Raw genomic sequence first — 22817 nt, forward strand, 5'->3', positions numbered from 1 at the left:
AACTAATCAATTATTTAAAGGCTCACGATGTAAGCAAGTGCTTACATGAAAAGCACTTAACGCTGACCGGAAGCTGGCCGCTGCAAACTAAATACATCGGCAGCCACCCGACTGTAATCGGAACCGCCCAGACGACTGACCAAATCCAGTTTGTGGGGATCCGGTCGCCCTTGCGCATTCAGCACAGCAGGATTCAGGTAGACCGACTGCACCTGAAGGAAAATCAGCTCGCAGGAGGGTTGCTCTGCCGGGTAGGGCTGCAGCTGCGCCAAAGTGCATTCAAAAGCCGCTGGCGCCAGTTCCAGCCGGGGAACTGCGACTTTGGCTGACGCCACTGTTGTCAGCCCAGCCAATGCCACTTCACTCTCGTCGGCAGCTAAGGCTGCTGCCGTTTGATTCATCGCATCAATTAAGGCGTAAGGCACCAGATTGATCACACACTCACCTGTCGCTGCAATATTCAGGCTGGTGTCTTTGCGGCTGCCGTCAGCTTTGTGCTGAGTGGAGATCATCAGTGTTGGCGGCTGATCGGTCACCATCTGAAAAAAGCTAAAAGGCGCCAGGTTTAATACACCGGTTTTGGAATAACTACTGACCCAGGCAATAGGTCTGGGCGTCACCAGACTGGTTAACAAACGGTAGCAGTCGAGCGCTTGCAGGCTTTTTACATCAATCCACATCAGCTAATCACCTTAATAACAACACCGAACACAGCAGCCACGGCAATAACACGCATCACGTCGAACTTCAGCTTAAATAGCAACAGGCCAGCCAGCACTGCAATGACCAGGGCCCACAGGTCCACCCCTTGCCAAAGTCCTTCGGCAAATCCTTGCGGCCACAGTATGTGACCGGCAAAGAACAAGGCTAAATTGACAATGACCCCCACCACAGCTGCACTGATAGCCGTGAGCGGACCTGTCAACTTCAGGTTGCCTTGCGAAGACTCCACCAGAGGTCCGCCTGCCAGAATAAACAAAAAAGAAGGTAAAAAAGTAAACCAGGTCACCAGCAAGGCAGCAGTGATGCCAGCCACCAGCCGCAGCTCCGGCCCAAAGCTGGCGTCGATATACGCCCCGACAAAAGCAACAAACACCACCACCATTATCAGCGGTCCCGGCGTGGTCTCTCCCAATGCAAGTCCATCCATCATCTGCCCGGGCGTCAACCAGGAAAATTTTTCTACCGCGCCCTGATAGACATAAGGCAACACCGCATAAGCGCCACCAAAAGTTAATAACGCGGCTTTGGTAAAAAACCAGCTCATTTGCGTCAGTTGATGCTGCCAGCCCAGGCTTAGTGTCAGCGCCGCCATAGGCAAAGCCCAAAGCAGCACACCACAACAAAACACCAGACTAAAACGGCTCCAGCGAAACAAGGCATGAGGCGGTGTTGGCGTGTTGTCGTCAATCAAAGCCGGGCCATAACTTTTCTGCGCACTGGTATGTGCACTGCCGGAAAAAGCCGCTGGTACCAGTTTACTGCCAATAAAACCAATAATGGCCGCAGACACTACAATCAGCGGAAAGGGCAACTTTAACGCAAAAATAGCGACAAAAGCTGCAGTAGCTATAGCCCAAAGCAGCGGATGCTTCATCACCCGCCCGCCGATCCGCCAGGCCGCATGCAGCACTATGGCCGCGATCGCAGGTTTAATGCCATAAAAAATACCGGCCAGCCAGGGATGTTCGCCATACACCAGATAAACCCAGGACAGCAGCACCAGCAACACTAACGAAGGCAGAATAAATAACAGCCCGGCGACAATACCGCCCAGAGTCCGGTGCATCAGCCAGCCCAGGTAAGTCGCCAGCTGCTGCGCCTCAGGCCCGGGTAGCAGCATGCAGTAATTGAGCGCATGCAAAAATCGCCCTTCACTAATCCAGCGCCGCTTTTCAACCAGCTCCTGATGCATAATGGCAATCTGACCAGCCGGGCCACCAAAGCTGATACAACCTAACTTGAACCAAAAGCGCAAAGCCTGCCAAAACGAAATGTCTGAGGGTAATTGCATCCACGGACTCCATCCAAAGCCTGAGCATGCCCAAGCCTAGCAAACCAGCCGCTGTCACTTCCAACAAAACTAATTGAATTGGCTCAAGTTCCTATAAATATGCCTGTTAACTACACAACTGGACGTGAAAAAAAATGCTGCTTATTATTCAGTGACGCCAATTGGGTGAATGCTGTACCACTCCCCTGACTCCATTACCCTGATGTTGATGCATCCGGAGTTTGCTACTGGCCTGAACAATAACAATAAATTTGGCCGGCTTACTCCAGCACTCTCCCTCGGAGCAAGTCCTGTGCCCTAGCAGAGGGAAATTTTATGACATCCAGGATTAAACTGGGCGTGCTGCTCGCTATTTCTATGGTTCTGACAGGCTGCGCGGCCGAGGCAAAGCTGGGTAAAGCCGATGTGTCCGGCTTTAATGCGGCCAAGGCAACTGTGAAGGTGGAGTACAGCTTCCCGCCAGACGCTGACCTGGACGCCGAAGAAATCAGCGAACAACAGCAACTGCGCATGACTGAAATTCAGGATTTGCTCAAACCGCATGGCTTTATTCCCGTCACTGAAGACAACAGCAGCTTCAAAATTAAAATCAGCGAAGGCGCCGTACAAGAAACCACAGGCGAATGGGCAGGCGCGTTAGGTGCCAACGCGGTGATCTTTACCTTAGGTGTGGTGCCCGCCATTTTTAGCTACAAAACCAGCATTCACTACGAGCTATGGGCCGGGCAAGAAATGCTGCACAGCATTGATACCCCAGCCGAGTGGGACGAAGCTGTGGGCTTAATTTCTGTGTCTTCCACCTTAAGCGGCGCCGAATCGGCGAAAAACACCGCCCGCACCGACGCTCATGACAGTGTGCTGCGTTTATGGATTGAACAAGGGTCTTTTGAATGAGCGCCAGAGCCAATCTGCTGCGCGTTGGCAGCCTGCTGAGCTTACTGTTGCTGGCACCACTGTGCAGTGCCAGCCGCTATCAACCTGACCCGCAGTGGCTGCAAAACATCAAATCGGCCGAGTCTTTTCTGCCCTACCGGCTGGGCGTCATTGAATTTAAAGAAGGCAACAGTGATGCCTGGCTGGAATACATGGGCGATTTACGCGCAGCACTTCGGGCCAGTAACTATTTCCAGACCGCTCAGGCGCCCCGGCTGAAACTGCAGATAGAACGCGGCTATGTAGCGGGCGACGTCGATGAAGACGGCTGCAAAACCACAGCCGGCAGTCTGGCGCTGACCTACCGATTCTATGACGGTGCCAGGGAAGTGAGTCGTTTCTCTATCACCACTCAGGCCCCTGTCGACGGCGACAGCAATGACTATGATGCGGCAATGGCTGGTAATCTGAAACTGCTGCTGGTGGAACTGCGCAAAAGTCAGGGGGATGCCGGTTTCAACGCTCAGGCCAGCAGCCTGGAAAGCGCGATTCAACAGGAACTCAGTGGCGGTTCCAACTTTGGCTGCACTGTTGGGGTGGCACTGGCCAATGGCTTTGTGGCCACAGTCGAAGGCACCATGGACGTCGTATCGGGTGCCGGTGAGTTCGCCGGTGCTGCACTTGAAGTGGCCGCCAGCCCGGAATTCCAAAACACCTTAAACGCGGAAATGGCCAACTATCAGGCGCAGCAAGCCCAGCAGGCTCAATTTCTGAATAATCTGCAAGCTCAGGCGGATGCCCAGGCCGAAGCACAGCGCCAGCAGCAGGAAGCGGAGCAACAGGCCGTCAGGCAAGCCCAGGCCGCGCAGCAACAGGTTGGCCGCGAAGCGCTGGCCAAACAGCTCGCCGACGGCATTGCCTACCGTAATATGCAGATGTCTCAAACTACAGACCCTGCCAGGTTACAGCAGCTTAAACGCGACAATGCCGCCGCTATGCAGGCAGCCCAACAAATGGGGATCTACAGTCAGGTTGATAGCATGGCAACCCAAGGCACTCAAGCCGGTTATGACCAGGCGCGGGCTCAGCGCACAGCTGACGAGCAAGCCGAGAAACAACGACTGGCAGCTGAACGCGCCGCACGCGAGCAACAACAACGTGAGCAGGACGCAGCGCAGCGTGCCGAGCAACAACGACTTGCCGCTGAAAAAGCAGCCCAAGAGAGGGCTGAACGCCAACGACAATTACAGCAAGAAGCCGAAGAGCGTCGTTTGGCCGCAGAGCAAGCTGAGCAGCAGAAAAAACAAGCCTGGACCAACTGGCTGGCGGTGTATAAACGTGGCATCCGGCTTGGCGCCATGCAATGTGACGGCAGGGACAAACCCTACCGGCTGATTGGTGACCGGCCATCCAACCCAATGCCGAAAGAAATTAACCATTATTCGTCCTGCATCTCGGTGCAGTACGAAGCGCGCTGCCCTGGCACGCCGCGCGGTTCAGGCCTGCGCAGTACACAATACAATTTCACCGGTATGGGGTTAGGCTGTTTGTCGGCCGAGTCATTAATGCCACAACGGCTGGCTTGCAAAGACGATCAAGTCATAGTGGAAACACTGGATGTAACCGGCTGTAGCGGCTAAAGCGGGACTCCGTTGCGGTCACTGTGTCAGTGCAGTGGCTGCAATGGGTTCAAACAGAAGAAAGTGTGAGTCGGCCCGATAAGCCGGGTTCTGTCGTGGACAATCATTCCTCTAGGACGTACGTCACCATACGCCTCCAGCAACCTACCCGCCCCCAACGCGGGCCACGCCAAAGGGGGCCTATTTGGTCTTGCTCCGGGTGGAGTTTACCGTGCCACGAACTGTTACCAGTCGCGCGGTGCGCTCTTACCGCACCCTTTCACCCTTACCTGATCCCGCAAGCGGGCCATCGGCGGTTTGCTCTCTGTTGCACTGGTCGTAGGCTCGCGCCTCCCAGGCGTTACCTGGCACCCTGCCCTATGGAGCCCGGACTTTCCTCCCCCTGCTTACGCAGGCAGCGATTGTCTGGGCCAACTCACGGCGCGCATTATACCCTTCTTCCCCGAAGCTGCAAGGTGGTTGACCACACAGCAGCAACACCAGATAAAACCGGGCGGAGTAAACTACCGTCTCTACATCCCGGTCCAGCTCAAGCCCAGCTTATACAAGGCGTTCTTTTTCTGATCGTGAATTTCCGCCGCCAGTGCCGCCGCCTTTTTCAGCGGCAGTTCGGCCATCAACAGCTTGAGCGTACGTTGCACTTCGGCTGGGATCTCGTCGTCCACCGGTTGGCTTGGTGCAATCATCAGCACCATTTCGCCCTGACAACGTGCCGGGTCTTCGGTCAGCCAGGCTTTAATATCAGCCGCAGTGCCAAAGGCAAAATGCTCAAAGGTTTTGGTCAGCTCTTTGGCCAGCGCCAACTCGCGCTCAGGGCCATACACAGCCACCAGGTCATCCAGTGTATCGAGAATACGCCGGGCTGTTTCATAACAAATCAGTGTGCCGACACCAGCCGGGATCGCCTGCAGCACCTGCTGGCGCTGACCGGACTTTGCCGGTAAGAACCCAATAAAGTGGAATTTGTCTGTCGGTAAACCTGAGCAGCACAGCGCCGCAATCAAGGCACAAGGGCCGGGGATAGGCACTATTTTGATGCCAGCGTCGCGACATAAACGCACCAGGCTGTAGCCAGGGTCGCTGATCAGTGGGGTGCCGGCGTCGGAAATCAGGGCCACATCCTCACCGGCCTGCAATTTTTGCAGCAAAGCGCTGGCCCGTTGTTTTTCATTGTGGTCATGCAGCGCCAGCATACGGGCAGAAAGACCGAGGTGGCTCAACAGCTTGCCGCTGTGTCTGGTGTCTTCAGCCGCCACCCAGGCCACTTTGCCTAAGGTTTGAATAGCACGCTGGCTGATGTCGTCAAGGTTTCCGATTGGCGTGGCAACTATGTATAACTGTCCGTTTTCTTGGGTCATAATTTGTGAATTCATTGAGCTTGGGCCCGGCTCTTTGTAAGATACCCGCATTCAAAGCCTCATTGTACCCGTGCATTGTGAAAAGCAGCAAACTCAAGCCCTTATTTCTGTTCACCGCCAGCCTGGCCCTGACCGCCTGCAGTTCCACACCTGCACCTGCGCCAATGAAAGCAGTACAGCCTGTCATCAAAGCCGAACCGGAACCCGAAACGGACGTTGAAGTAGCCCCACTGAGTCAGCCCTTGTCTGCCAGCGAGTTTTTGCAGCAAGCCGAGCAAAGTCAGGGCACCGAGCAACAACTGGAATTACTGCAAGCCGCCCGGGCGAATTTGCAGCAAGGCCAGGTTGATCAGGCACTCGCCATTCATCAGGTTCTGCAGCAGCAGGCCGACAGCAGTGTGATGCAACAAAACCTGTTGCCTTGGTTTGAAGCTTTACTGGCCAAAGGCCAGCATCAGGACATTCAACAATTTATTCAGCAGTTCCCGCTCAGCCGCTTTAACCTGGCAGACCAGCAGCTGTACCTGCAAAAACAAGCGCAGTACTGGATCGAACGGCAAGAACCAAACAAAGCTGTTGGGGTTTATTTGCAGTTGCTGCAATTGGTGCCGACAGACCAGGCCAGCCAACTGGCACTCTGGCAGCAGCTTGGCCTGCTAACGCCACAGCAGCTGCAAAAACTACTGCAAAGCAACGACAAAGCCGCGCAAGGTTGGGCCAGCCTGCTGCAAATTCATCAGCGTCTGCTGGGCGACCAACTAGCGCTGCAAACTGAACTGCAGAACTGGCAAAGCAGCTACAGCAACCTGCCCGCTCTGGCACAATTGCCAGCCGAAATTCAGCAACTCAGTCAGGTACAGGGCTACAACCCTCAGACCATTGCAGTGTTATTGCCTTTTAACAGCAATTTTCGCCAGCATGCCGAAGCCATCCAGCAAGGCTTGCTCGCCGCCTCGGTCAATCATCCGGCCAAGCTGGTGTTTCTCGACAGCACTCAAAGCCCGGCACTGATTAAACAGCAAATGCAGGAACAACAAGCTGATTTTGTGATTGGTCCTTTACTGAAAGACCAGGTCGATGGCCTGGCCAACGACCCGGATTGGACCTTACCGACCCTGTTTCTGAACAGCCGCACAGAGCAAATTGCCCCGTCAGAGCAGAAGTACTATTTCGCACTGAGTGTGGAAGATGAAGCCCGCCAAATGGCGCAGCTGTTTCAGCATAAAGGCTACAAACAACCTGTACTGATGGCAGGCCGCAACCCACTGAGTCAACGTATGGTGGCTCAGTTCAGCCGCGACTGGCAGCAAATCACCGGCAAAGCCCCTGAGACCTATTGGGTCACCGATATGGCCTCCATGGAAAGCACCATCAAACAATTGCTGGAAACCGACGCCAGTGAACAACGCATCAAAGAAATTGAGCGGTTAAGCGGCCAGGATGTGCGCGCTGAAACTCACAGCCGTCAGGATATAGATGCCATTTACCTGCTGGCCGACCCGGCCCAGACGCGGTTGTTAAAACCTTTTATTGATGTGTCTGTGGCGCCAGCCGCTATCAGCCTGCCCATTTATGCCAGCTCCCGCAGCCATCAGAAATCGGCCGAGCTGACCGACCGCCGCGATCTGCTCAATTTAACCTTCACCGAAATGCCCTGGATGTTAAACCAGCAACAACAGCAAGCGCTGCGTGAGCAATACAACACGCTGTTTCCGCAACAGGACGAAACATTGCAACGGTTGTTTGCTATGGGCTATGACGCCTTCCAGCTGGTATTTAAGCTGAAGCAACAGCAACAGTTTCCGGCCTTGCCTCACAGTGGCTTAACCGGTGAACTGCGGCTGGCGACAGACGGACAGATTCAGCGCCAGTTAACGCTGGGGCAATACAGTAAGACCAGTTTGAACACCTTGGGTCAGCCCTGAAATGAACCTGCAACGTGGCCAGCTGTATGAACAACAGGCGCTGCGTTATCTGGAGCAACAGGGGCTGACTTTGCTGGAGCGCAATTACCGCACCAGCCTTGGGGAACTGGATTTAGTGATGCAGGATGGCAACTGTACTGTGTTTGTCGAAGTGAAATTTCGCCAGTCGCGCTCCTTTGGCGGTGCCGCGGCAGCGGTCACCCACGCCAAACAGCAAAAGCTGCGCCGCGCGGCGGCCCTGTATTTACAGCAGCATGGCCAGTGCCATTGCCGCTTTGACGTGATCGCCATTGGCGCAGACCCGGCGGATATCCGCTGGGTAAAAAACGCCTTTTAGGACCAGGAACCCATGCAAGACCATATTAAGCAGTTATTTACCGAAAACATTCAGACCATGATCGCCACAGGCGAAGCCCTGGCCGCCCCGATAGAAAATGCGGCCGTGTCGATAGTGAACTGCCTGATCAATGGTGGCAAAGTAGTCTGTTGCGGTGAAGGTGCTTCGGCGGCACTCGCCAGTCATTTTTCACAACTCCTGCTGGATCAGTTTGAAGCGGAGCGTCCTTGTTTACCGGCTTTTGCGCTGGTCAGCCAAAGCAGTGCACTGCAGCCGGATAATCAGGCCAAACCTGAACATCTGGCCCGCCAGGTGCGCGCCATAGGTCAGGCAGGGGATGTGCTGGTCGTTATATCAATGACAGGGGAAGAGCACCGCCTGATCAAAGCGGTGGAAGCAGCCCTGACTCAGGATATGGCCGTGGTGGCATTGACGGTCGACAGCAGCGGCGAGTTGTCCGGTTTGCTGGGGCCACAGGACACCGAGCTGCGGGTACCGGCCCACAGGCCTGCCCGGGTGTTTGAATGTTACAGTTTTTTATTGCATGCGATCTGTGAGCTGATCGACATGACCTTATTCCCACAACAAGAGGATTACTGATGATGTTACGTATCACAGCTTTAGCTTTAGTCGCCTGGTTATTACAAGGTTGTGCAGCGGCAGTGCTGGCCGGTGGCGCCACCGCGGTAACCTCAGCTGGCGACCCTCGCACTCTGGGCAGCCAGATTGACGACAAAACCATAGTTCTGCGTGCATCCAAAGCACTGGATCAAGACCCTGCCACCAAAAAAACCGGCAATATCAATATCACCAGTTATAACGGCATTGTGCTGCTCACTGGCCAGGTTCCGGCTGAAGGTGTGCGCCAGCAGGCCGCTGAACTGGTGCGGGTGGACGGAGTCCGTGATGTGCATAACCAAATCCGGGTGGGCAGTGAAGTCACCTTTGGCACCGCCAGTCAGGACGCCTGGATCACCACCCGCGTCAAAACCAAGTTTCTGGCCGATGACGCCGTCAATGCGATGAATATAAAAATTGTCACCGAAAACGGCGAAGTCTTTCTGATGGGCTTGGTCAGCGAAGATGAAGCCAATAAAGCGGTGAATCTGGCCCGAAATGTGGACGGTGTAGCCCGCGTGATTAAAGCCTTCGAATACAAGCAGTAAACCAACTTACCTTGGGGGTCAGGTCTTGAATTTTGCATTGGCATGCAAAATTCAAGACCTGACCCCCAAGTGGTTTTAACACTGCTGTAGAGCCTTCAGCACTTTGGAATGAAACTCCCGATGGCGCATCACCGCCAGCACCACGACTGAAGAGGCCATAAAAGCAAGCGGGTCAATAAACCAGCTTAACGTCGCCAGTGAAAAATAGATGGCACGTAGTCCGTAGTTGAATGAATGGCCAGCCAGATCGATGACTTTGGCTGTACGGTTGGCATAGAGCGCATGCTCTTCTTCGGTCAGGTTTTTTCCATCAGGCGCGGCGGTAATCAGCACACCACCAAAACCATACTGACGAAGCGCCCAGGTAAACTGGAAAAATGCAAAGACGTAAATCACCGCCAAAAACAGAACTTTTACCTGAATCGCCTCTTTGCTGACTTCATGCCAGGGAGCCAGATATGCCAATACCTCAGCCAGACTGGTGCTGGACACCATAGCCGTCAATAAACCTGCCAGGATTAATAAGGTACTGGATGCAAAGAAGGACACATTTCGCTCCAAGGTCGAAATCAGCGCCACATCCGCCATTTTATTGTCCCGGCGCAGCATTTGCTGCATCCAGTCATTACGTTTACGCCGCATTTCAAAAGATAAACAACTGTCGGTACGGGCTTTGCGCTTGGCATAGAAGGTATAACCACCCCACAACACTAAAAACCAACATACCGCAGCGGCGTCTATCAGGGTCATGCCTACTCCATTTTTCTGTTAAAACAATTGGGTTGCCAAAGGCAGGTGGAAATAAAAACAGGCACCGCCCTGCTCAGAGTGGCGATAACCAATTTCTCCCCGCATCGTTTTGACCAGCTCTTTACAAATGGCCAGCCCAAGCCCGGTACCACTGACAGTCCGCCGGTCTGACGCGTCAGCTTGCGAGAATTTCTGAAACAAGCGCGGGATGAAATCAACCGGTACCCCAGCGCCCTGGTCAACCACAGAGACAGTCACCTGGGTGGGTTGCAGTTCAATCCTGATGCTGACGACCCCTTTGAGCGGGCTGTGTCGAATGGCATTGGCCAGCAAGTTCGCCATCAACTGCTGGAAACGGGTGTCGTCTACTTCAACCCAGGCATCAGCCTGCTCAGGGTCAACCAGCTGCAATTGCACCTGCCGGGCGAATGCCACCGGCTGGTTCAGCTCTATCGCCTGCTGCAACAGACTTTGCAGCGGCCACAGCTTAAACTTAAACGGCATCTTATTCACCGCCAGCTTTTCAATATCCAGCAAGTCATTAATTAAATGCGCCAGCCGCCGGCTGTTTTGCTCCGCCAGCGACAGCATATGCTGCTGTTTATCCGTCAACGGGCCTAACACTCCGCCTAACGCCAGGCCTAAAGCACCGTTAATAGAGGTCAGTGGCGTGCGCAATTCGTGGCTGACTGTCGAAACAAATTCGTCTTTCAGCTGCTCCACTTCTTTGCGCTCTGAAATATCACGCAATAACCAGACATAGCGGCGCTGACCTGCCCTCTCCGTTTCCCGCCGGGACAACTCCATCGCAAAAAGCTCGCCGGATTTGCGCACCCCTATGCTTTCCTGCAAAGGCAATTGCCCTTCGTGCCAGCCGGATTCCCCGCTTTGCAACAAGATAGCGAAATCCTTGCCGAGCAATTCAGGTTGCAGGTAGCCAAACACCACTGTGACAGCCTGGTTCATCCGTTCTATCCGCCCTTGCAGGTCGGTGGTGATAATCACGTCCGATACCGCATCCAGAATACGCCTGCTGTAGGTTTCAGTTTCCTGCAAAGCTTCGGAAAACTCGAAGCTGCGCCGGAAGGAAAACAATAACCAGCCAAGCATCAGACAGAAAATCACCGACACCGAACCACCCGCCAGCCGCCAATGCCACAGGCCCCAACCGGCGGTGCCGTCCAGCGAGCGGATAGCCATTTGCCAATGGGCGCCGCGTAAGCTCAGATCCAGTGTCAGAGTCGCATCCTGAAACCATTCTGTCCGGCCAAAAAACGCCTGCGATTCACCGTCATAGCGCAGTGCCATCGCCACCTGATAACTGTTACTTTGCTGCGTCAGACTTTGCCAAAGCAGGTTCAGGTCAAGCACTGTGCTGATCATGCCCCAGTAACTGCCGTCATTCAGAAACACCGGCACCCGATAAATAAACCCTGTCCCGCCCTGCACCAGAGCTATGGGCCCGACCAGGCGGGCTTTTTTCTGCTGGATAATTTGCTGGATCACCGGCCATTGCTGCGGCAACTGGGTATAGTTGATGCCAAGTGCACGCTCATTGCCTTCTACCGGGTAAATCAGCGTTAATACGTTGTCCGGCGCAATGCCGATATTGCGGATATGTTTGCCCTGATCCAGCAAGCTGGACAACAACAACATGGTGTCTTTCGGATCCGGGTGCCCGCCGGTAGCTTTCACATGTGAGGCTAACCCAAGGCTAAGATACAGCGGTGTATTCACTTCAGCTTCAATAAAGGAGCGCAGCTGCCCCGCCACACTGACCAGCTGTTTCAGTTGTTGATGTTGTTGACGGGCGACGATTTCGCGCGCCTGGTATTCAGTAAGTAGCAGAGCACAGACTAAACAAAACAAAGGCAGCAGCCAGGACCAAAGCTTCAGTCTTAACAGCGGCCAATGTGGCAATGAGTTGCCCTGCATTCGTACTCCAAAAAGGCAAATAAACCTGAAGTATCAAAACTATAACTCATTCCATTTGACTTTGACCATGCAGCATCCAGCGGACCAACAACTTTGTGGCCCACCGGTCCGCTTGGCGCCGGATTTTCAGATGAAAATTCGCGCCGGATCACCACCAGCCAGACGCAAGCATGCTAAACTGCGCCGCCCTGATGGCGTAATCACCCACCCGAGGAGAGAACTGTGACCACTCTGACTATTCAGACCCCTGACGACTGGCATTTACATTTCCGTGATGGCGATATGCTGCAAGAAACGGTCGCAGCCACAGCCCGCTGCTTCCGCCGCGCTATCGTCATGCCGAACCTGGTTCCTCCTGTGACAAATGCGGCCGAAGCTATGGCCTATAAAGAACGTATTCTGGCGGCCCGCCCGGCCCACAGCAGCTTTGAACCTTTAATGGTGCTGTATCTGACCGACCAAACCAGTGCGGCAGATATCAAAGCAGCCAAAGCTGCCGGTGTAGTGGCAGCCAAACTGTATCCGGCAGGCGCCACCACCAACTCGCACTCGGGCGTCAGCAGTTTAAGTAAGCTGTACCCAGTACTGGAAGTGATGGCTGAGCAACAGATGTTGCTGTTGGTTCACGGCGAAGTGACCGACAGCCATGTTGATATTTTCGACCGTGAAAAAGTCTTTATCGACCTGCATTTATCTCAGGTTGTTGAAAAAGTGCCAGGCCTGAAAGTGGTGTTCGAACACATCACCACCGCCGACGCGGCTGAATTTGTCAAAGCAGCTCCAGAGCGGGTGGCAGCCACCATCACTCCACAGCATTTGCTAATGAACCGTAACGACCTGCTGGTGGGGGGCGTTCGTCCACACAACTACTGCCTGCCGGTGTTAAAACGCCGTACTCATCAGGAAGCCTTACGTGCTGTGGTCGCATCTGGCCATTCACGCTTTTTCCTCGGCACCGACTCAGCCCCGCATGCCCGTCACAAAAAAGAAGCGGCCTGTGGTTGCGCCGGTTGTTACAGCGCCTGGAGTGCCATTGAGCTTTATGCGCAGGTATTTGAAGAATTAGGATGTCTGGACAAGCTGGAAGGTTTTGCCAGCCACTATGGCCCGGATTTTTACAACCTGCCACGCAACAGCGGCACCATTAGGCTGGTGAAAGAAGACTGGACTGTACCAGCTGAAATCAGCCTGCCAGACGGCAGTCCGATAGTGCCGTTTTTCGCCGAACAAAAGTTAAACTGGAAACTGCAACAAGGTCTGTGATCAGACCTTGTGCTGACAACTCTGATAACAGCCCGGCTGCCGGGGGCAACTGCTTCCTCTGGCGCAAATCAGCTGGGCTGGTTTTTCCATACTGCGTTGCACCCACTGAATATTCAGCACATTCGCCACCGTATTTAAGGTGCTGCGAATCGCTTTTGGCACCATCACCCCACCCTGCGCCGTCACACACAGCTGTTTGAGTTCCAGCGCCATCGCATCGGCGTCTATGCCCTGAGCCGCTATTGCGGGGTTCAGATCGACGCCGGCACAGAGCACATGCGCATTGCCGGCCATGTCAGTCACTTTGGTTGACTCACAGCAATAAATCCGCGGTTTGCCTTGCACGTCCAGCAACGACAGTTGGGCGGACGAGCCGGTGTCCGGCTGGCCGAACATGCGAAATACGGCCCAGTGCTGGCAAGGGTCCGGCACCTGACGCATATTGCCCCAGGGCAACGGAATACCATTGCCGCGGTACACCGCTTTCAGCTTGCCCGGCGTGTAGGCATCGAAATAGTGCCAATGCCGGTAAGGCGACACGGCAGTCATCCGCCGCATCGCCACCGACGCCGACACCCCCGCCAGTTCATGGCTGCTGATGGCATAACCTGTTCTGTCCAGCAACTGACGAAACGGCTGTTTCGGACAGAGCAAAGCGCCAGCAAAAAAGCTGGATTCAAAATCACGCCAGGCCTGCAGAATATCCTGCGGCGCCATTTGCGCCGTATCGGCGGTTTCGCTGTCGTACGCGCCCCCCACCTGCATGGTGCTTTTTACCCTGTCTTTGCCATGCAACACCGCGTGACCGATGTGCACCGCTAACTCATACTTAAGCCGGGTTGGCCATTGCTGCAACAGCAGGTTCAGATGCAATTGATTCGGCGGCAAAAAATACGACGTAGCTACGTTTTGACTGCGTACCCCCAGCTCATCCAGCACTTCGGCCGCAGGCTCATTGAACCAATGCAGTTCCAGTCCCAGCTGACGGCAAATCTGCAACAGCTCGTCCAGACTAAGCGGCATCCGCTTTTGTCCAACCTCCTCTGCAGCCCTTTCCAGCTCGGGAAAGTGGTTCTGGTGATGCTCCTGATGCGCCCGGATCAGCAACTGAGCAAACTGGCGGCCGCTGATGCCGGTTTGCGACAGCATCTCCGGGATGGCAATTTGTAAAATATCCTGAGTAAATAAAAAGCCAGGCTCCAGCGGCATGCCGGACACGCCGCCTTTGCTGCTGAATTTGGCCGGAGTCAGGTCGAGCTGCTGCTCATCGCCATCCAGAAACCAGTCCGGCTCTTTCTGAAACACCTGGGCTATCACGTCCAGCATCTCACGCGACGGCGTACGTTTGCCGTTTTCGATCATCGAAAGGTAAGACACCGACGGGGCGTATTCCGGGCTTATCCGCACACAACGGGTGGATAAATCTTCCATCGTCAGTTGGTTACGTTTACGTAAGTTGCGCACTTTAGTGCCCAAAAAGTGTGACTGTCGGCTCAGGCTGGATTGGCTCATTTTGTAAAATTCACAGTGTGAAGTTTTTATTGTGAAATTTGTCAGATTTTCAGACTAGACTGTTTTTCACACAGTGACAACTGGTGTGACCACCCTACACAGAAAAAACGAGGAACAAAAAATGAACAATACAGCCCTGACCCAAATGGAGCAGCCTTTCCAGCAACAGTGCCAGATGATTGCGGAATTCAATGTGATGCACCGCCGTCAGATCCTGGATTATTCCAAAGCCTTCCTCGACAAAGTCTTTCCACTGGACAGAGGCAGCCATCAGGATGTGCAGAGTTATGTGATGTATTACCAACACTTGCTGGTGTTTTTTGCCGACGGCAGCCAGACCGGCCTGCAAAACCCAGCTCAGCTGGTGGCCTTTGGTGGTGCCGAAGAAAAGCCACAAAGCCTGCTGCTTTGCGACCATGGCCGCCATGTTGAGTTGCTGTTCTGCCGCGCCAGCAGTGACGACAAAGCGGGCATCAGTGACATTCTGCTGCAGTTGTCGGACGGCCAGTGGTTCAGCATGTTACGCGGCAATACGGCGCCAGCCGCCTGCGTCAGTCCGGCTCAGTACAGTCCCTGCTTCCGTGATCTGCAGGGCGGTTTTTATCAGCCGCAATAGCTTGTATCGTTTTTCCTGAACACAACAAGCGATTAATCTCAGCCTACTGCTGTTGCACTGGAGTCCCCAACAGGTTTTACTGGGACTCAGTGCAACAGGAGTCTGCCGATGAATTCACCTACCTCAATTTCTCTGAACAGCCAAAGCTGGTGGCCTGAATTTCGCAGCCACCTGCGCGAACACAAACTGGCGGCTGCCGGTTTGGCTGTCGCCATGCTGGCCGTGTTACTATTGCTTGGCCAAAGCCTGCTGCATTTATCCAACAGCCCCAGCAGCAACAACCTGAAACTGGCGCTGCTGGGTGGCAGCGCAGGTTTTGTCGCTACCGCGCTTGGCGCTTTGCCCGCGTTATTTTTACGCCAGCTGAATGCTGCGCTGGAAGACAGCCTGCTGGGGATTGCCGCCGGCATGATGTTAGCCGCCAGCGCGTTCTCTTTAATACTGCCAGGCATCGAAGCCGGCACGTCTTTATTGCAAAGTGATGCCTTAGGGGCCTTAGTGGTGGTGGCGGGTATGACACTAGGTGTGCTGCTGATGTTGGGTCTGGATGCCTTCACCCCGCATGAACATGACAAAACCGGCCCTTGTGGCCCGGGTTACCAAAAATGCGACCGCATCTGGCTTTTTGTATTTGCGATAGCGCTGCATAACCTGCCGGAAGGCATGGCCGTTGGCGTCAGCTTTGCCTCTGGCGATATGAGTGTCGGCTTGCCTCTGGCAACTGCCATTGCCTTGCAGGATATCCCGGAAGGTCTGGCGGTGGCCTTGTCCTTACGCGCTGCTGGTTTTAAACCTGGCTTTGCTGTGCTGGTCGCTGCCGCCAGCGGCGTATTAGAGCCGCTGGGCGCCTTGATGGGCGTGGGGTTATCCAGCGGTTTTGCGCTGGCCTACCCTATAGGGCTGGGCCTGGCGGCAGGTGCAATGATTTTTGTGGTGTCGCATGAAGTGATCCCGGAAACCCACAGAAATGGCCATCAGACCTCTGCTACTCTGGGGCTGATGGCAGGTTTTGCGCTGATGATGGTGCTGGACACCAGCCTGGGCTAATCAGCCTGAGTTAACCGGCAGGCACTGCAGCTGGCAGCCTGCCTTGTTGTAAATACTGTTGAATATGCAGGTAAGTGTCTGTCCAGTAGATGGATTTGTGCTCGTTCAGGTAATCCAGTATCGCCTGATGGGTGGCTACTGATACCGCCATATGGTCACCCCCTACGCCATGAAACAGCAAGTTTGCCACCGCCCCCTGCTCGGCAGCCTGCTGCAAAAACGCCAGAATATCAGCCAGACCTTGTTGCTCTACTACCAAAAACAGATTGGGTACCCTGGCACCATTTTGACTGGTCCATTGCGCTATTTGATTGGTTTTCGCCGCCAGCAGAAACTCGGGCAACTGCGCCCAATAGTGACCATCTTTCGCCTGAGAATCAAAACAAGGTGGGGTAAAAGTACGCTGCGGCTGGCCATCCAGCGCTTTTAACGCCTGATGCGCCTCCTGCAACTCCTGTTGCATTTGCGCCACGGTACGCCGGTTTAAATCCTGCTCTGGGGTGACCCAAGGCCGGCCTTGCGCCTGGCATGGGTGACTGGCGGTGTGATTGCCAAGCTCATGCCCTTGTGCCGCCAACCGCTGCCACTCAGACAGATGCTGCTGAAACACAGGAAAGCGGGTCGGCAGGTAAAAGCTGGCTTTGATACCTGCGTTATTCAGCGCCGGTACTGCATGCTGCAACTGACTAAGCAGCGCATCATCATAAGACAGGCTGACAGCAGCTTTTGCCCCGGCAGGCCAGTGGAATTCAGGCTCTGGCTCAGTACAGGCCAGCAATAAAGAACTCAGTAACACAGCAACAACATAGTGTTTCATCAGGCCACGTCCAGAGGTTTGACACCTATTTTTTTCACCTTGCCGTTGTCCAGCTCGGCTATGGTCCAGAGCATATTGCTCCATTGGCAAGTATCGCCCACCACGGGTTTACCACCCACCAGTTCTGTCAGCAAGTCACCTATATTGTCAAATTTATCCATTCCTGTCAGATCCAAGGCGTAGAACAGCGCCATATCGGTCAACCTGGCGTTACCTTCAATCATAAAGTCGCCGAAGAAGCCAAAATCGAAGTTGCGCTGTGGCGTTTCGCTGAACATCCGCCCCAATACTGGCAAGTCGGCATCGTGCGCCATCACACAGAGAATATCACCTTCAAGCAATTTGGTACTGCCGCTTGGGTGCAATAACATCTGCTCGCGGAACAAGGCGACGATACGGGTGTTGTCCGGCATATTCAGCTCGCGCAGCTCAGCGCCAATGCACCATTTTTCCGCACCCAGTTTGTAGACAAAGATCTCCCACTGACTGGTTAAATGCACTGTGATGCCAGAGCGCGACACTGGCATCGGCATGGGCGGCACCACCACTTTGGCTTTGTACGCGGCAAAACCCAAAGTGGTGCCTTGCACCAGCAAAGACACCAGCACGATAAAAAACGCCACATTAAAAAACAGATGGGCATGGTCCAACCCGGCCATCAGCGGAAACACAGCCAGGATCACCGGCACAGCCCCCCGTAAGCCAACCCAGGAAATAAATAACCGCTCTTTGAGCTTAAAACTGCGAAATGGCAATAAGCCAACAAAAACCGACAAAGGCCGGGCAAAGAAGATCATCCACAACGACAAAATCAGTGCAGGAATCGCGATAGGCAAAAGCTCTGATGGCGTCAGCAACAAGCCAAGCACCAGGAACATACCGATTTGGCTCAGCCAGGCCAGGCCATCAAACATATGCAAAATACCATGGCGGTTGCGGATAGGTTTATTGCCAAGCATCAACCCCAACACATAGACCGTCATAATACCGCTGCCACCAACAGCACCAGACACCGCATACAGCAAAATGCCACCACTGACCGCCAGCAAAGGGTAAAGACCGTCGGCGATCTCCAGCCTGTTAATCAACTGCAGCATCATCCAGCCACCGCCCAGCCCCAGCAGAATGCCGACGCCGAATTGCTGCACCAGATTGACCAGAATCATCAAATCGAAGCTGCTTTTGCCTTCGGCAATCATCGCAATCAGAGTGACAGTTAAGAACATTGCCATCGGGTCATTGGTGCCGGATTCAATTTCCAGTGTTGAGCCCACCCGTTCGTTCAGACCTTTGCCATTGAGCAGGTTAAACACCACAGCGGCGTCGGTGGAGCCCACAATAGCGCCTATCAGCAAGCCTTCAATCAATTCCAGGTTAAACAGCCAGGCCGCGACGAGACCGGTCAAACCGGCGGTGATGGCGACACCTAAAGTCGCTAAAGATAAAGAGGGCCACAGCGCGACACGGAAGGTTTTCACGTTGGTACGCATACCACCGTCGAGCAGAATAACGGCAAGGGCCAGGTTACTGACCAGATAGGCCAGCGAATAATCACTGAATTCGATGCCTCCCGGGCCATCGGTTCCGGCCAGCATGCCTACAGCCAGAAAGATCACCAGGATCGGCACGCCAATTTTACTGGCGACTGAGCTGACCATAATGCTGGCCGCCACGAGCAAAGCACCAATCAGTAACAGATTATTGATGGTAATTGCATCCAAGGCGCGCCCTCCGTTTCAAATCAGCTTTTTTCAAGATAACAGATCTTTGCTGGTTATCTATGGGCTTTAGCAGAAAAAATCAGTACCAAATTATCACAAATAAAAAATACTACTTTTTAGTAGTTAATTTTCAATAAGTTAATATTTATTAGTTTTAACTAAAATTATAAATAAACCGCATTTTCACTGCAGATGTTTAGGAGTAAACCCAGATTTTCAGCAGAGATAATCACATAGTGAGGGATGAAGCCGGAAACTCAACAAATTCGTCAGAAGAAAATCGGTCGCCGCCAGCCAGAAAAGAAAAAGCTGCCAACAGGGCAGCTTAAAAGGTCTGATGCGCTAGTTCGATCCATTCAGACCGATTTAGTCTGCCAGAATCAGCATTAAATAAAAATACACAAAATGTTAACCTTTGTAACTTAACTCGCCAAACTGCAGCAGAACCCTCTCTGACCTGGGCTTATCGCAAAACATGTAACACTATCACACATTATTTGTGATATTATCACAAAAATTTCGTGTTAAGTCGTCTCAGGAACCAGCATGCCCCGTTTAACTCCCATCGCCACTTTGTTGTTATTTCCTGCTCTTGTCAGTGCAGCTGAAACCTCTGTTGAGCATATTCAGGTTCATCATCACCAGGCTTACCGTGGCAATGTGCCAGCCGAGCATTTGCCTCAGGCCATTGATGTGTTGTCACGCGATGAGTTTGACCAACTGGCGTTGACGCGCTTTCAGGATGCACTCGACAATTCGGCCAGTATTGCCCGGCAAAACAATGGCGGTGGTTTATGGGACAGCTATTCATTGCGCGGTTTTCCGGGCAACGAAAACATGCCATCAGGTTACCTGATCAATGGCTTTAATGGTGGCCGGGGTTTTAGTGGTCACCGCGATTTATCCAATGTCGAATACGTCGAAATTTTAAAAGGCCCCGGCTCTGCACTCTATGGCCGCTCTGAGCCTGGTGGCACCATTAATATTGTCACCCGTAAACCCGCCTTTGATACCCAGGGCTATATCAAAGCCAGCCATGGCCGTTTTGAGCAAAACCGGGTCGAAGCCGACTATACAACGGGCCTTTCCGAGGATTTGGCATTTCGGGTCAATGGCGCAGTGCAGGATTACGGCAGCTTCCGCGACTATGTGAATTCAGACAAAAAAGTGATCACCCCATCGCTGCTTTGGCAAATCAATTCAGACAGCTCTTTGTTGTATGAATTTGAATACCTGGAACAATCTCAATTGTTTGACCGTGGTTTGGTGGTGCTGAATAACAATTTTGACAGCCTGCCACGCGAACGTTATCTGGGGGAACCCACTGACGGCCCGACCGAAATCAGCGCCCGCGGCCACCAGCTCACGTTTCAGCAGGATCTGGCCAACGGTTGGGCCTTTAACGCTGGCATCAGTTACCGCGATTCCGATCTGTCTGGTTTTTCTTCAGACGCAGAACTGGCGGTCGCCCGTCAGTCAATTTATGACGACGGCCAAACCCTGACCCGGCAGCGCCGTTTCCGTGATTATTGGTCAGAAGATTTATCAGTACGGGCCGAAATCAGCGGCAGCCTGCAACTGCTGGGGCTGGAGCATAACCTGATGCTGGGTGCTGATGGCTATGACTATGACTTGTATAACTATCTGGGCCGTTACCGTGGCGCCAAAGGCAGTTATGCCATAAATATTATTAACCCGCAGTATGGCGTCGCGGTGCCAGGCACAGTCAACCCACTGTATGCCAATTTAGAGCATCAGAAAGCTTATGGCGTCTATATACAGGACATTATCCGCCTGCATCAGGATTGGCAGCTGTTAATTGGCCTGCGTTTGGATAAGGTGAAACAAAGCCTTGAAGAGCAGGTAAACGCTACCTTTGCGGATAAATCCTTTACCGAGCGCAGCCCGCGTTTAGGTTTGGTTTATGACGTCACCCCACATTTGCAGTGGTATGCCAGCTATTCCGAAGGCTTTTTGCCCCTGAGTGGTGCCGATTATCTGGGCCGTGGTTTCGACCCGGAGAGCAGCCGCTCAAAAGAAATGGGTCTGAAGTGGCATCAAGACGGCGCCAGCTGGACCTTAGCTGTATTTGACGGCACCAAAACCAATATTCTGACCTCAGATCCAATCAACGTCGGTTTTGCTGCACCGCTGGGTGAAGCACAAAGCACAGGGGTTGAGCTGGACCTGAGCTACCCGCTGACTGAGGATTTAAAGCTGGACCTGTCTTACGCCTGGCTAGATACCCGCACTTTAAACAATGCGCTGAGTCTGGACTGGGGCGTGGAAATTCCGGCAGGCAGCCGCCTGGTCAACGTGCCAAAACACACGGCAAGCCTGGCGCTGAACCAGCATTTCGCTGCCTTGGGTTTCAGCCATAATGCCGGCGTACGCTGGCGCTACCAGAGTGAACGCCTGGGTGATTCAGTACAGCCGTCTTATCTGCTGCCATCCTACAGCCTGACCCATCTGTTTTTACACACTGAACTTGATGCCAACTGGCAGCTGGAGTTGAATATCGACAACCTGTTCGATAAAAATTATGTGCTGAACTCCTATTCAGCGCTGTGGACAGTGCCGGGTGAACCACGCAGCTACCGTGTGGGTGTGCGTTATGGTTTCTAAAGACACTATGACTTTACCCGATCCGGCTGCCGCCCAAAACCAGACCAAACGTATCCTGTCGATAGATGCGATGCGCGGTTTAATCATTATTTTTATGATGCTGGACCACATTAAAGAACGCTTTGCGCTGCATATTCCCATTCTGGATCCGATGGATTTGGCACAGACCTCGCCTGCGATGTATTTCTCCCGCTATCTGGCACATCTTTGTGCGCCTATGTTTGTGTTTTTAACCGGGCTATCGGCCTGGCTCTATGCTCATCCGGCCAACCAAGCCTTTCGTTCACCAAGCCGCTTTCTGGCTAAACGTGGTTTGTTTTTAATTGTGCTGGAACTGACAGCGGTTTATCTGGTGTGGGCCGGCTCCATCAGCACTATTTTCCTGCAGGTGATCTGGGCTATCGGCCTCTGTATGCTGGCGCTTGCAGTGCTTAGCAAACTGAATTATTGGCTGGTTGGCCTGCTGGGTTTTGCCATTGTGATTGGGCATAACCTGCTGTCCCCAGTGCATTTCACACCCGATGAATGGGGCTACAACTTGTGGACATTGATGCATGACAGAGGCTACCTGACCGATACAGGGCCTTTCACCATCCGGGTGTCGTATCCGGTGTTGCCATGGATAGGGGTCATTCTGGTTGGCTATTTTGCCGGGCCTTTATATGCACAGAGCCGCTCGCCGGAAAACCGCAAAAAACTGCTACTGAGTTTAGGCCTGGGCTGTTATGCACTGCTGCTGGTGTTGCGGGGCTTCAATCTCTATGGCGAAAGCTTGCCCTGGGAAAGCCAGCAAAGCACACTGCTGACTCTGATGGCGTTTTTTAACTTTACCAAGTACCCGCCGTCCTTAGATTTCCTGCTGATTACCATAGGCACAGGTTTGTTACTGCTTTGCTTGTTTGAATCTCTGGACAATAGATTCATCAGAGCCCTGACCGTATTTGGCTCAGCACCAATGTTTATTTATCTGCTGCATCTGTATGTCATTTTGCTTTGCTACAGCCTTTGTTACGCTGTTTTCGGCGCGAACCAGGGCGACAGATTTGGCGTGGATTCTTATTACTTAATCTGGGCCTTTGCCATCCTGTTGCCCCTGGCGCTGTACAAACCGACCCAGTGGTTTGCACAGTACAAACACAGGGAAAAACACCTGAAGCCCTGGCTGACGTATTTTTAAGTCGTCACAACTCTTTATGTAATAACGCAAAGCGGGCATCA

19 protein-coding genes and 1 other RNA gene are annotated in these 22817 nt (G+C 53.4%); 11 read left to right on the forward strand and 9 right to left on the reverse strand.

Annotation, left to right across the window (positions count from 1 at the left end; translation table 11 throughout):
• Window positions 1-56: 56 nt before the first annotated feature.
• Both ACFO3I_RS13940 and chrA read right to left on the reverse strand, forming a co-directional pair.
• Window positions 57-680 carry a flavin reductase family protein gene (locus ACFO3I_RS13940; protein WP_377334884.1) on the reverse strand — a complete coding sequence of 208 codons (624 nt, stop codon included), beginning with the start codon at window positions 678-680 and terminating at the stop codon, window positions 57-59.
• Window positions 680-2014 carry a chromate efflux transporter gene (gene chrA / locus ACFO3I_RS13945; RefSeq protein ID WP_377334885.1) on the reverse strand — a complete coding sequence of 445 codons (1335 nt, stop codon included), beginning with the start codon at window positions 2012-2014 and terminating at the stop codon, window positions 680-682. Before chrA ends, ACFO3I_RS13940 begins: the two co-directional genes overlap by 1 nt.
• 315 nt (window positions 2015-2329) lie before the next feature.
• Here chrA and ACFO3I_RS13950 point away from each other — a divergent pair, with 315 nt between their 5' ends.
• Window positions 2330-2908 carry a hypothetical protein gene (locus ACFO3I_RS13950; RefSeq protein ID WP_377334887.1) on the forward strand — a complete coding sequence of 193 codons (579 nt, stop codon included), beginning with the start codon at window positions 2330-2332 and terminating at the stop codon, window positions 2906-2908.
• On the forward strand, window positions 2905-4527 hold the full coding sequence (locus ACFO3I_RS13955) for a hypothetical protein (protein WP_377334889.1): 1623 nt from the start codon (window positions 2905-2907) through the stop codon (window positions 4525-4527). Before ACFO3I_RS13950 ends, ACFO3I_RS13955 begins: the two co-directional genes overlap by 4 nt.
• A gap of 63 nt (window positions 4528-4590) precedes the next feature.
• Here ACFO3I_RS13955 and rnpB read toward each other — a convergent pair.
• Both rnpB and rsmI read right to left on the reverse strand, forming a co-directional pair.
• Window positions 4591-4944, reverse strand: an RNA gene (rnpB, locus tag ACFO3I_RS13960) — RNase P RNA component class A.
• 95 nt (window positions 4945-5039) lie between these two features.
• Window positions 5040-5885 carry a 16S rRNA (cytidine(1402)-2'-O)-methyltransferase gene (rsmI, locus tag ACFO3I_RS13965; protein WP_377335090.1) on the reverse strand — a complete coding sequence of 282 codons (846 nt, stop codon included), beginning with the start codon at window positions 5883-5885 and terminating at the stop codon, window positions 5040-5042.
• A 164-nt stretch (window positions 5886-6049) separates the two neighbouring features.
• On the opposite strand from rsmI, the gene ACFO3I_RS13970 reads away from it, so the two are divergent.
• Genes ACFO3I_RS13970 through dolP form a run of 4 tightly spaced genes read left to right on the forward strand, consistent with a single transcriptional unit; the run spans window position 6050 to window position 9313 of the window.
• Entirely contained in the window at window positions 6050-7810 is a 1761-nt protein-coding gene (locus ACFO3I_RS13970) for a penicillin-binding protein activator (RefSeq protein WP_377334891.1), read from the forward strand.
• Between the two features lies 1 nt (window position 7811).
• Window positions 7812-8147 (forward strand): YraN family protein, encoded by a 336-nt coding sequence (locus tag ACFO3I_RS13975; protein WP_377334893.1) that lies wholly within the window; start codon window positions 7812-7814, stop codon window positions 8145-8147.
• A gap of 12 nt (window positions 8148-8159) precedes the next feature.
• Window positions 8160-8747, forward strand: a complete 588-nt coding sequence (locus ACFO3I_RS13980; RefSeq protein WP_377334895.1) for an SIS domain-containing protein — start codon at window positions 8160-8162, stop codon at window positions 8745-8747.
• Window positions 8747-9313, forward strand: a complete 567-nt coding sequence (gene dolP, locus ACFO3I_RS13985; protein ID WP_377334897.1) for a division/outer membrane stress-associated lipid-binding lipoprotein — start codon at window positions 8747-8749, stop codon at window positions 9311-9313. The genes ACFO3I_RS13980 and dolP overlap by 1 nt, the downstream gene beginning before the upstream one ends.
• Window positions 9314-9388: 75 nt before the next feature.
• Here dolP and ACFO3I_RS13990 read toward each other — a convergent pair whose 3' ends face one another.
• Both ACFO3I_RS13990 and ACFO3I_RS13995 read right to left on the reverse strand, forming a co-directional pair.
• Window positions 9389-10063 carry a DUF599 domain-containing protein gene (locus ACFO3I_RS13990; protein ID WP_377334899.1) on the reverse strand — a complete coding sequence of 225 codons (675 nt, stop codon included), beginning with the start codon at window positions 10061-10063 and terminating at the stop codon, window positions 9389-9391.
• 18 nt (window positions 10064-10081) lie between these two features.
• The gene (locus tag ACFO3I_RS13995; RefSeq protein ID WP_377334901.1) at window positions 10082-11998 is read right to left on the reverse strand and encodes an ATP-binding protein; all 1917 of its coding nucleotides are present in this window, start codon (window positions 11996-11998) and stop codon (window positions 10082-10084) included.
• A gap of 222 nt (window positions 11999-12220) precedes the next feature.
• On the opposite strand from ACFO3I_RS13995, the gene pyrC reads away from it, so the two are divergent.
• Window positions 12221-13261, forward strand: a complete 1041-nt coding sequence (pyrC, locus tag ACFO3I_RS14000; protein ID WP_377334903.1) for a dihydroorotase — start codon at window positions 12221-12223, stop codon at window positions 13259-13261.
• On the opposite strand, the gene ACFO3I_RS14005 is transcribed toward pyrC, so the two are convergent.
• Complete coding sequence (locus ACFO3I_RS14005) at window positions 13262-14773, reverse strand: DUF3612 domain-containing protein (protein WP_377334905.1); 1512 nt, start codon at window positions 14771-14773, stop codon at window positions 13262-13264. It abuts the gene before it with no gap.
• A gap of 121 nt (window positions 14774-14894) precedes the next feature.
• On the opposite strand from ACFO3I_RS14005, the gene ACFO3I_RS14010 reads away from it, so the two are divergent.
• Both ACFO3I_RS14010 and ACFO3I_RS14015 read left to right on the forward strand, forming a co-directional pair.
• Window positions 14895-15389 carry an aldolase/citrate lyase/malate synthase family protein gene (locus tag ACFO3I_RS14010; protein WP_377334907.1) on the forward strand — a complete coding sequence of 165 codons (495 nt, stop codon included), beginning with the start codon at window positions 14895-14897 and terminating at the stop codon, window positions 15387-15389.
• A 108-nt stretch (window positions 15390-15497) separates the two neighbouring features.
• A complete protein-coding gene (locus ACFO3I_RS14015) occupies window positions 15498-16436 on the forward strand; it encodes a ZIP family metal transporter (protein ID WP_377334909.1) in 939 nt (312 codons plus the stop codon).
• Between the two features lie 10 nt (window positions 16437-16446).
• On the opposite strand, the gene ACFO3I_RS14020 is transcribed toward ACFO3I_RS14015, so the two are convergent.
• Entirely contained in the window at window positions 16447-17253 is an 807-nt protein-coding gene (locus tag ACFO3I_RS14020; protein ID WP_377334911.1) for a polysaccharide deacetylase family protein, read from the reverse strand.
• Complete coding sequence (locus ACFO3I_RS14025) at window positions 17253-18974, reverse strand: potassium/proton antiporter (RefSeq protein WP_377334913.1); 1722 nt, start codon at window positions 18972-18974, stop codon at window positions 17253-17255. The genes ACFO3I_RS14020 and ACFO3I_RS14025 overlap by 1 nt, the downstream gene beginning before the upstream one ends.
• 546 nt (window positions 18975-19520) lie before the next feature.
• Between ACFO3I_RS14025 and ACFO3I_RS14030 the strand changes: the two genes are divergently transcribed.
• Both ACFO3I_RS14030 and ACFO3I_RS14035 read left to right on the forward strand, forming a co-directional pair.
• On the forward strand, window positions 19521-21599 hold the full coding sequence (locus ACFO3I_RS14030) for a TonB-dependent siderophore receptor (RefSeq protein ID WP_377334915.1): 2079 nt from the start codon (window positions 19521-19523) through the stop codon (window positions 21597-21599).
• A 7-nt stretch (window positions 21600-21606) separates the two neighbouring features.
• The gene (locus ACFO3I_RS14035; RefSeq protein WP_377334917.1) at window positions 21607-22776 is read left to right on the forward strand and encodes an acetyltransferase domain-containing protein; all 1170 of its coding nucleotides are present in this window, start codon (window positions 21607-21609) and stop codon (window positions 22774-22776) included.
• Window positions 22777-22817 lie beyond the last annotated feature (41 nt).

This window comes from Rheinheimera marina, from assembly GCF_042654345.1.
In the GTDB taxonomy this organism is placed as follows: Bacteria; Pseudomonadota; Gammaproteobacteria; order Enterobacterales; family Alteromonadaceae; genus Pararheinheimera; species Pararheinheimera marina.

Bases quoted from the DNA above. Each gene is read 5' to 3' on its own strand.
- ACFO3I_RS14035 (WP_377334917.1), top strand. From the start codon at position 21,607: ATGACTTTACCCGATCCGGCTGCCGCCCAAAACCAGACCAAACGTATC.
- dolP (WP_377334897.1), top strand. From the start codon at position 8,747: ATGATGTTACGTATCACAGCTTTAGCTTTAGTCGCCTGGTTATTACAA.
- ACFO3I_RS13950 (WP_377334887.1), top strand. From the start codon at position 2,330: ATGACATCCAGGATTAAACTGGGCGTGCTGCTCGCTATTTCTATGGTT.
- ACFO3I_RS14030 (WP_377334915.1), top strand. From the start codon at position 19,521: ATGCCCCGTTTAACTCCCATCGCCACTTTGTTGTTATTTCCTGCTCTT.
- rsmI (WP_377335090.1), bottom strand. From the start codon at position 5,885: ATGACCCAAGAAAACGGACAGTTATACATAGTTGCCACGCCAATCGGA.
- ACFO3I_RS13955 (WP_377334889.1), top strand. From the start codon at position 2,905: ATGAGCGCCAGAGCCAATCTGCTGCGCGTTGGCAGCCTGCTGAGCTTA.
- ACFO3I_RS13940 (WP_377334884.1), bottom strand. From the start codon at position 680: ATGTGGATTGATGTAAAAAGCCTGCAAGCGCTCGACTGCTACCGTTTG.
- ACFO3I_RS13990 (WP_377334899.1), bottom strand. From the start codon at position 10,063: ATGACCCTGATAGACGCCGCTGCGGTATGTTGGTTTTTAGTGTTGTGG.
- ACFO3I_RS14020 (WP_377334911.1), bottom strand. From the start codon at position 17,253: ATGAAACACTATGTTGTTGCTGTGTTACTGAGTTCTTTATTGCTGGCC.
- ACFO3I_RS14010 (WP_377334907.1), top strand. From the start codon at position 14,895: ATGAACAATACAGCCCTGACCCAAATGGAGCAGCCTTTCCAGCAACAG.
- ACFO3I_RS13975 (WP_377334893.1), top strand. From the start codon at position 7,812: ATGAACCTGCAACGTGGCCAGCTGTATGAACAACAGGCGCTGCGTTAT.
- chrA (WP_377334885.1), bottom strand. From the start codon at position 2,014: ATGCAATTACCCTCAGACATTTCGTTTTGGCAGGCTTTGCGCTTTTGG.
- ACFO3I_RS13980 (WP_377334895.1), top strand. From the start codon at position 8,160: ATGCAAGACCATATTAAGCAGTTATTTACCGAAAACATTCAGACCATG.
- ACFO3I_RS13970 (WP_377334891.1), top strand. From the start codon at position 6,050: ATGAAAGCAGTACAGCCTGTCATCAAAGCCGAACCGGAACCCGAAACG.
- ACFO3I_RS13995 (WP_377334901.1), bottom strand. From the start codon at position 11,998: ATGCAGGGCAACTCATTGCCACATTGGCCGCTGTTAAGACTGAAGCTT.
- ACFO3I_RS14015 (WP_377334909.1), top strand. From the start codon at position 15,498: ATGAATTCACCTACCTCAATTTCTCTGAACAGCCAAAGCTGGTGGCCT.
- ACFO3I_RS14005 (WP_377334905.1), bottom strand. From the start codon at position 14,773: ATGAGCCAATCCAGCCTGAGCCGACAGTCACACTTTTTGGGCACTAAA.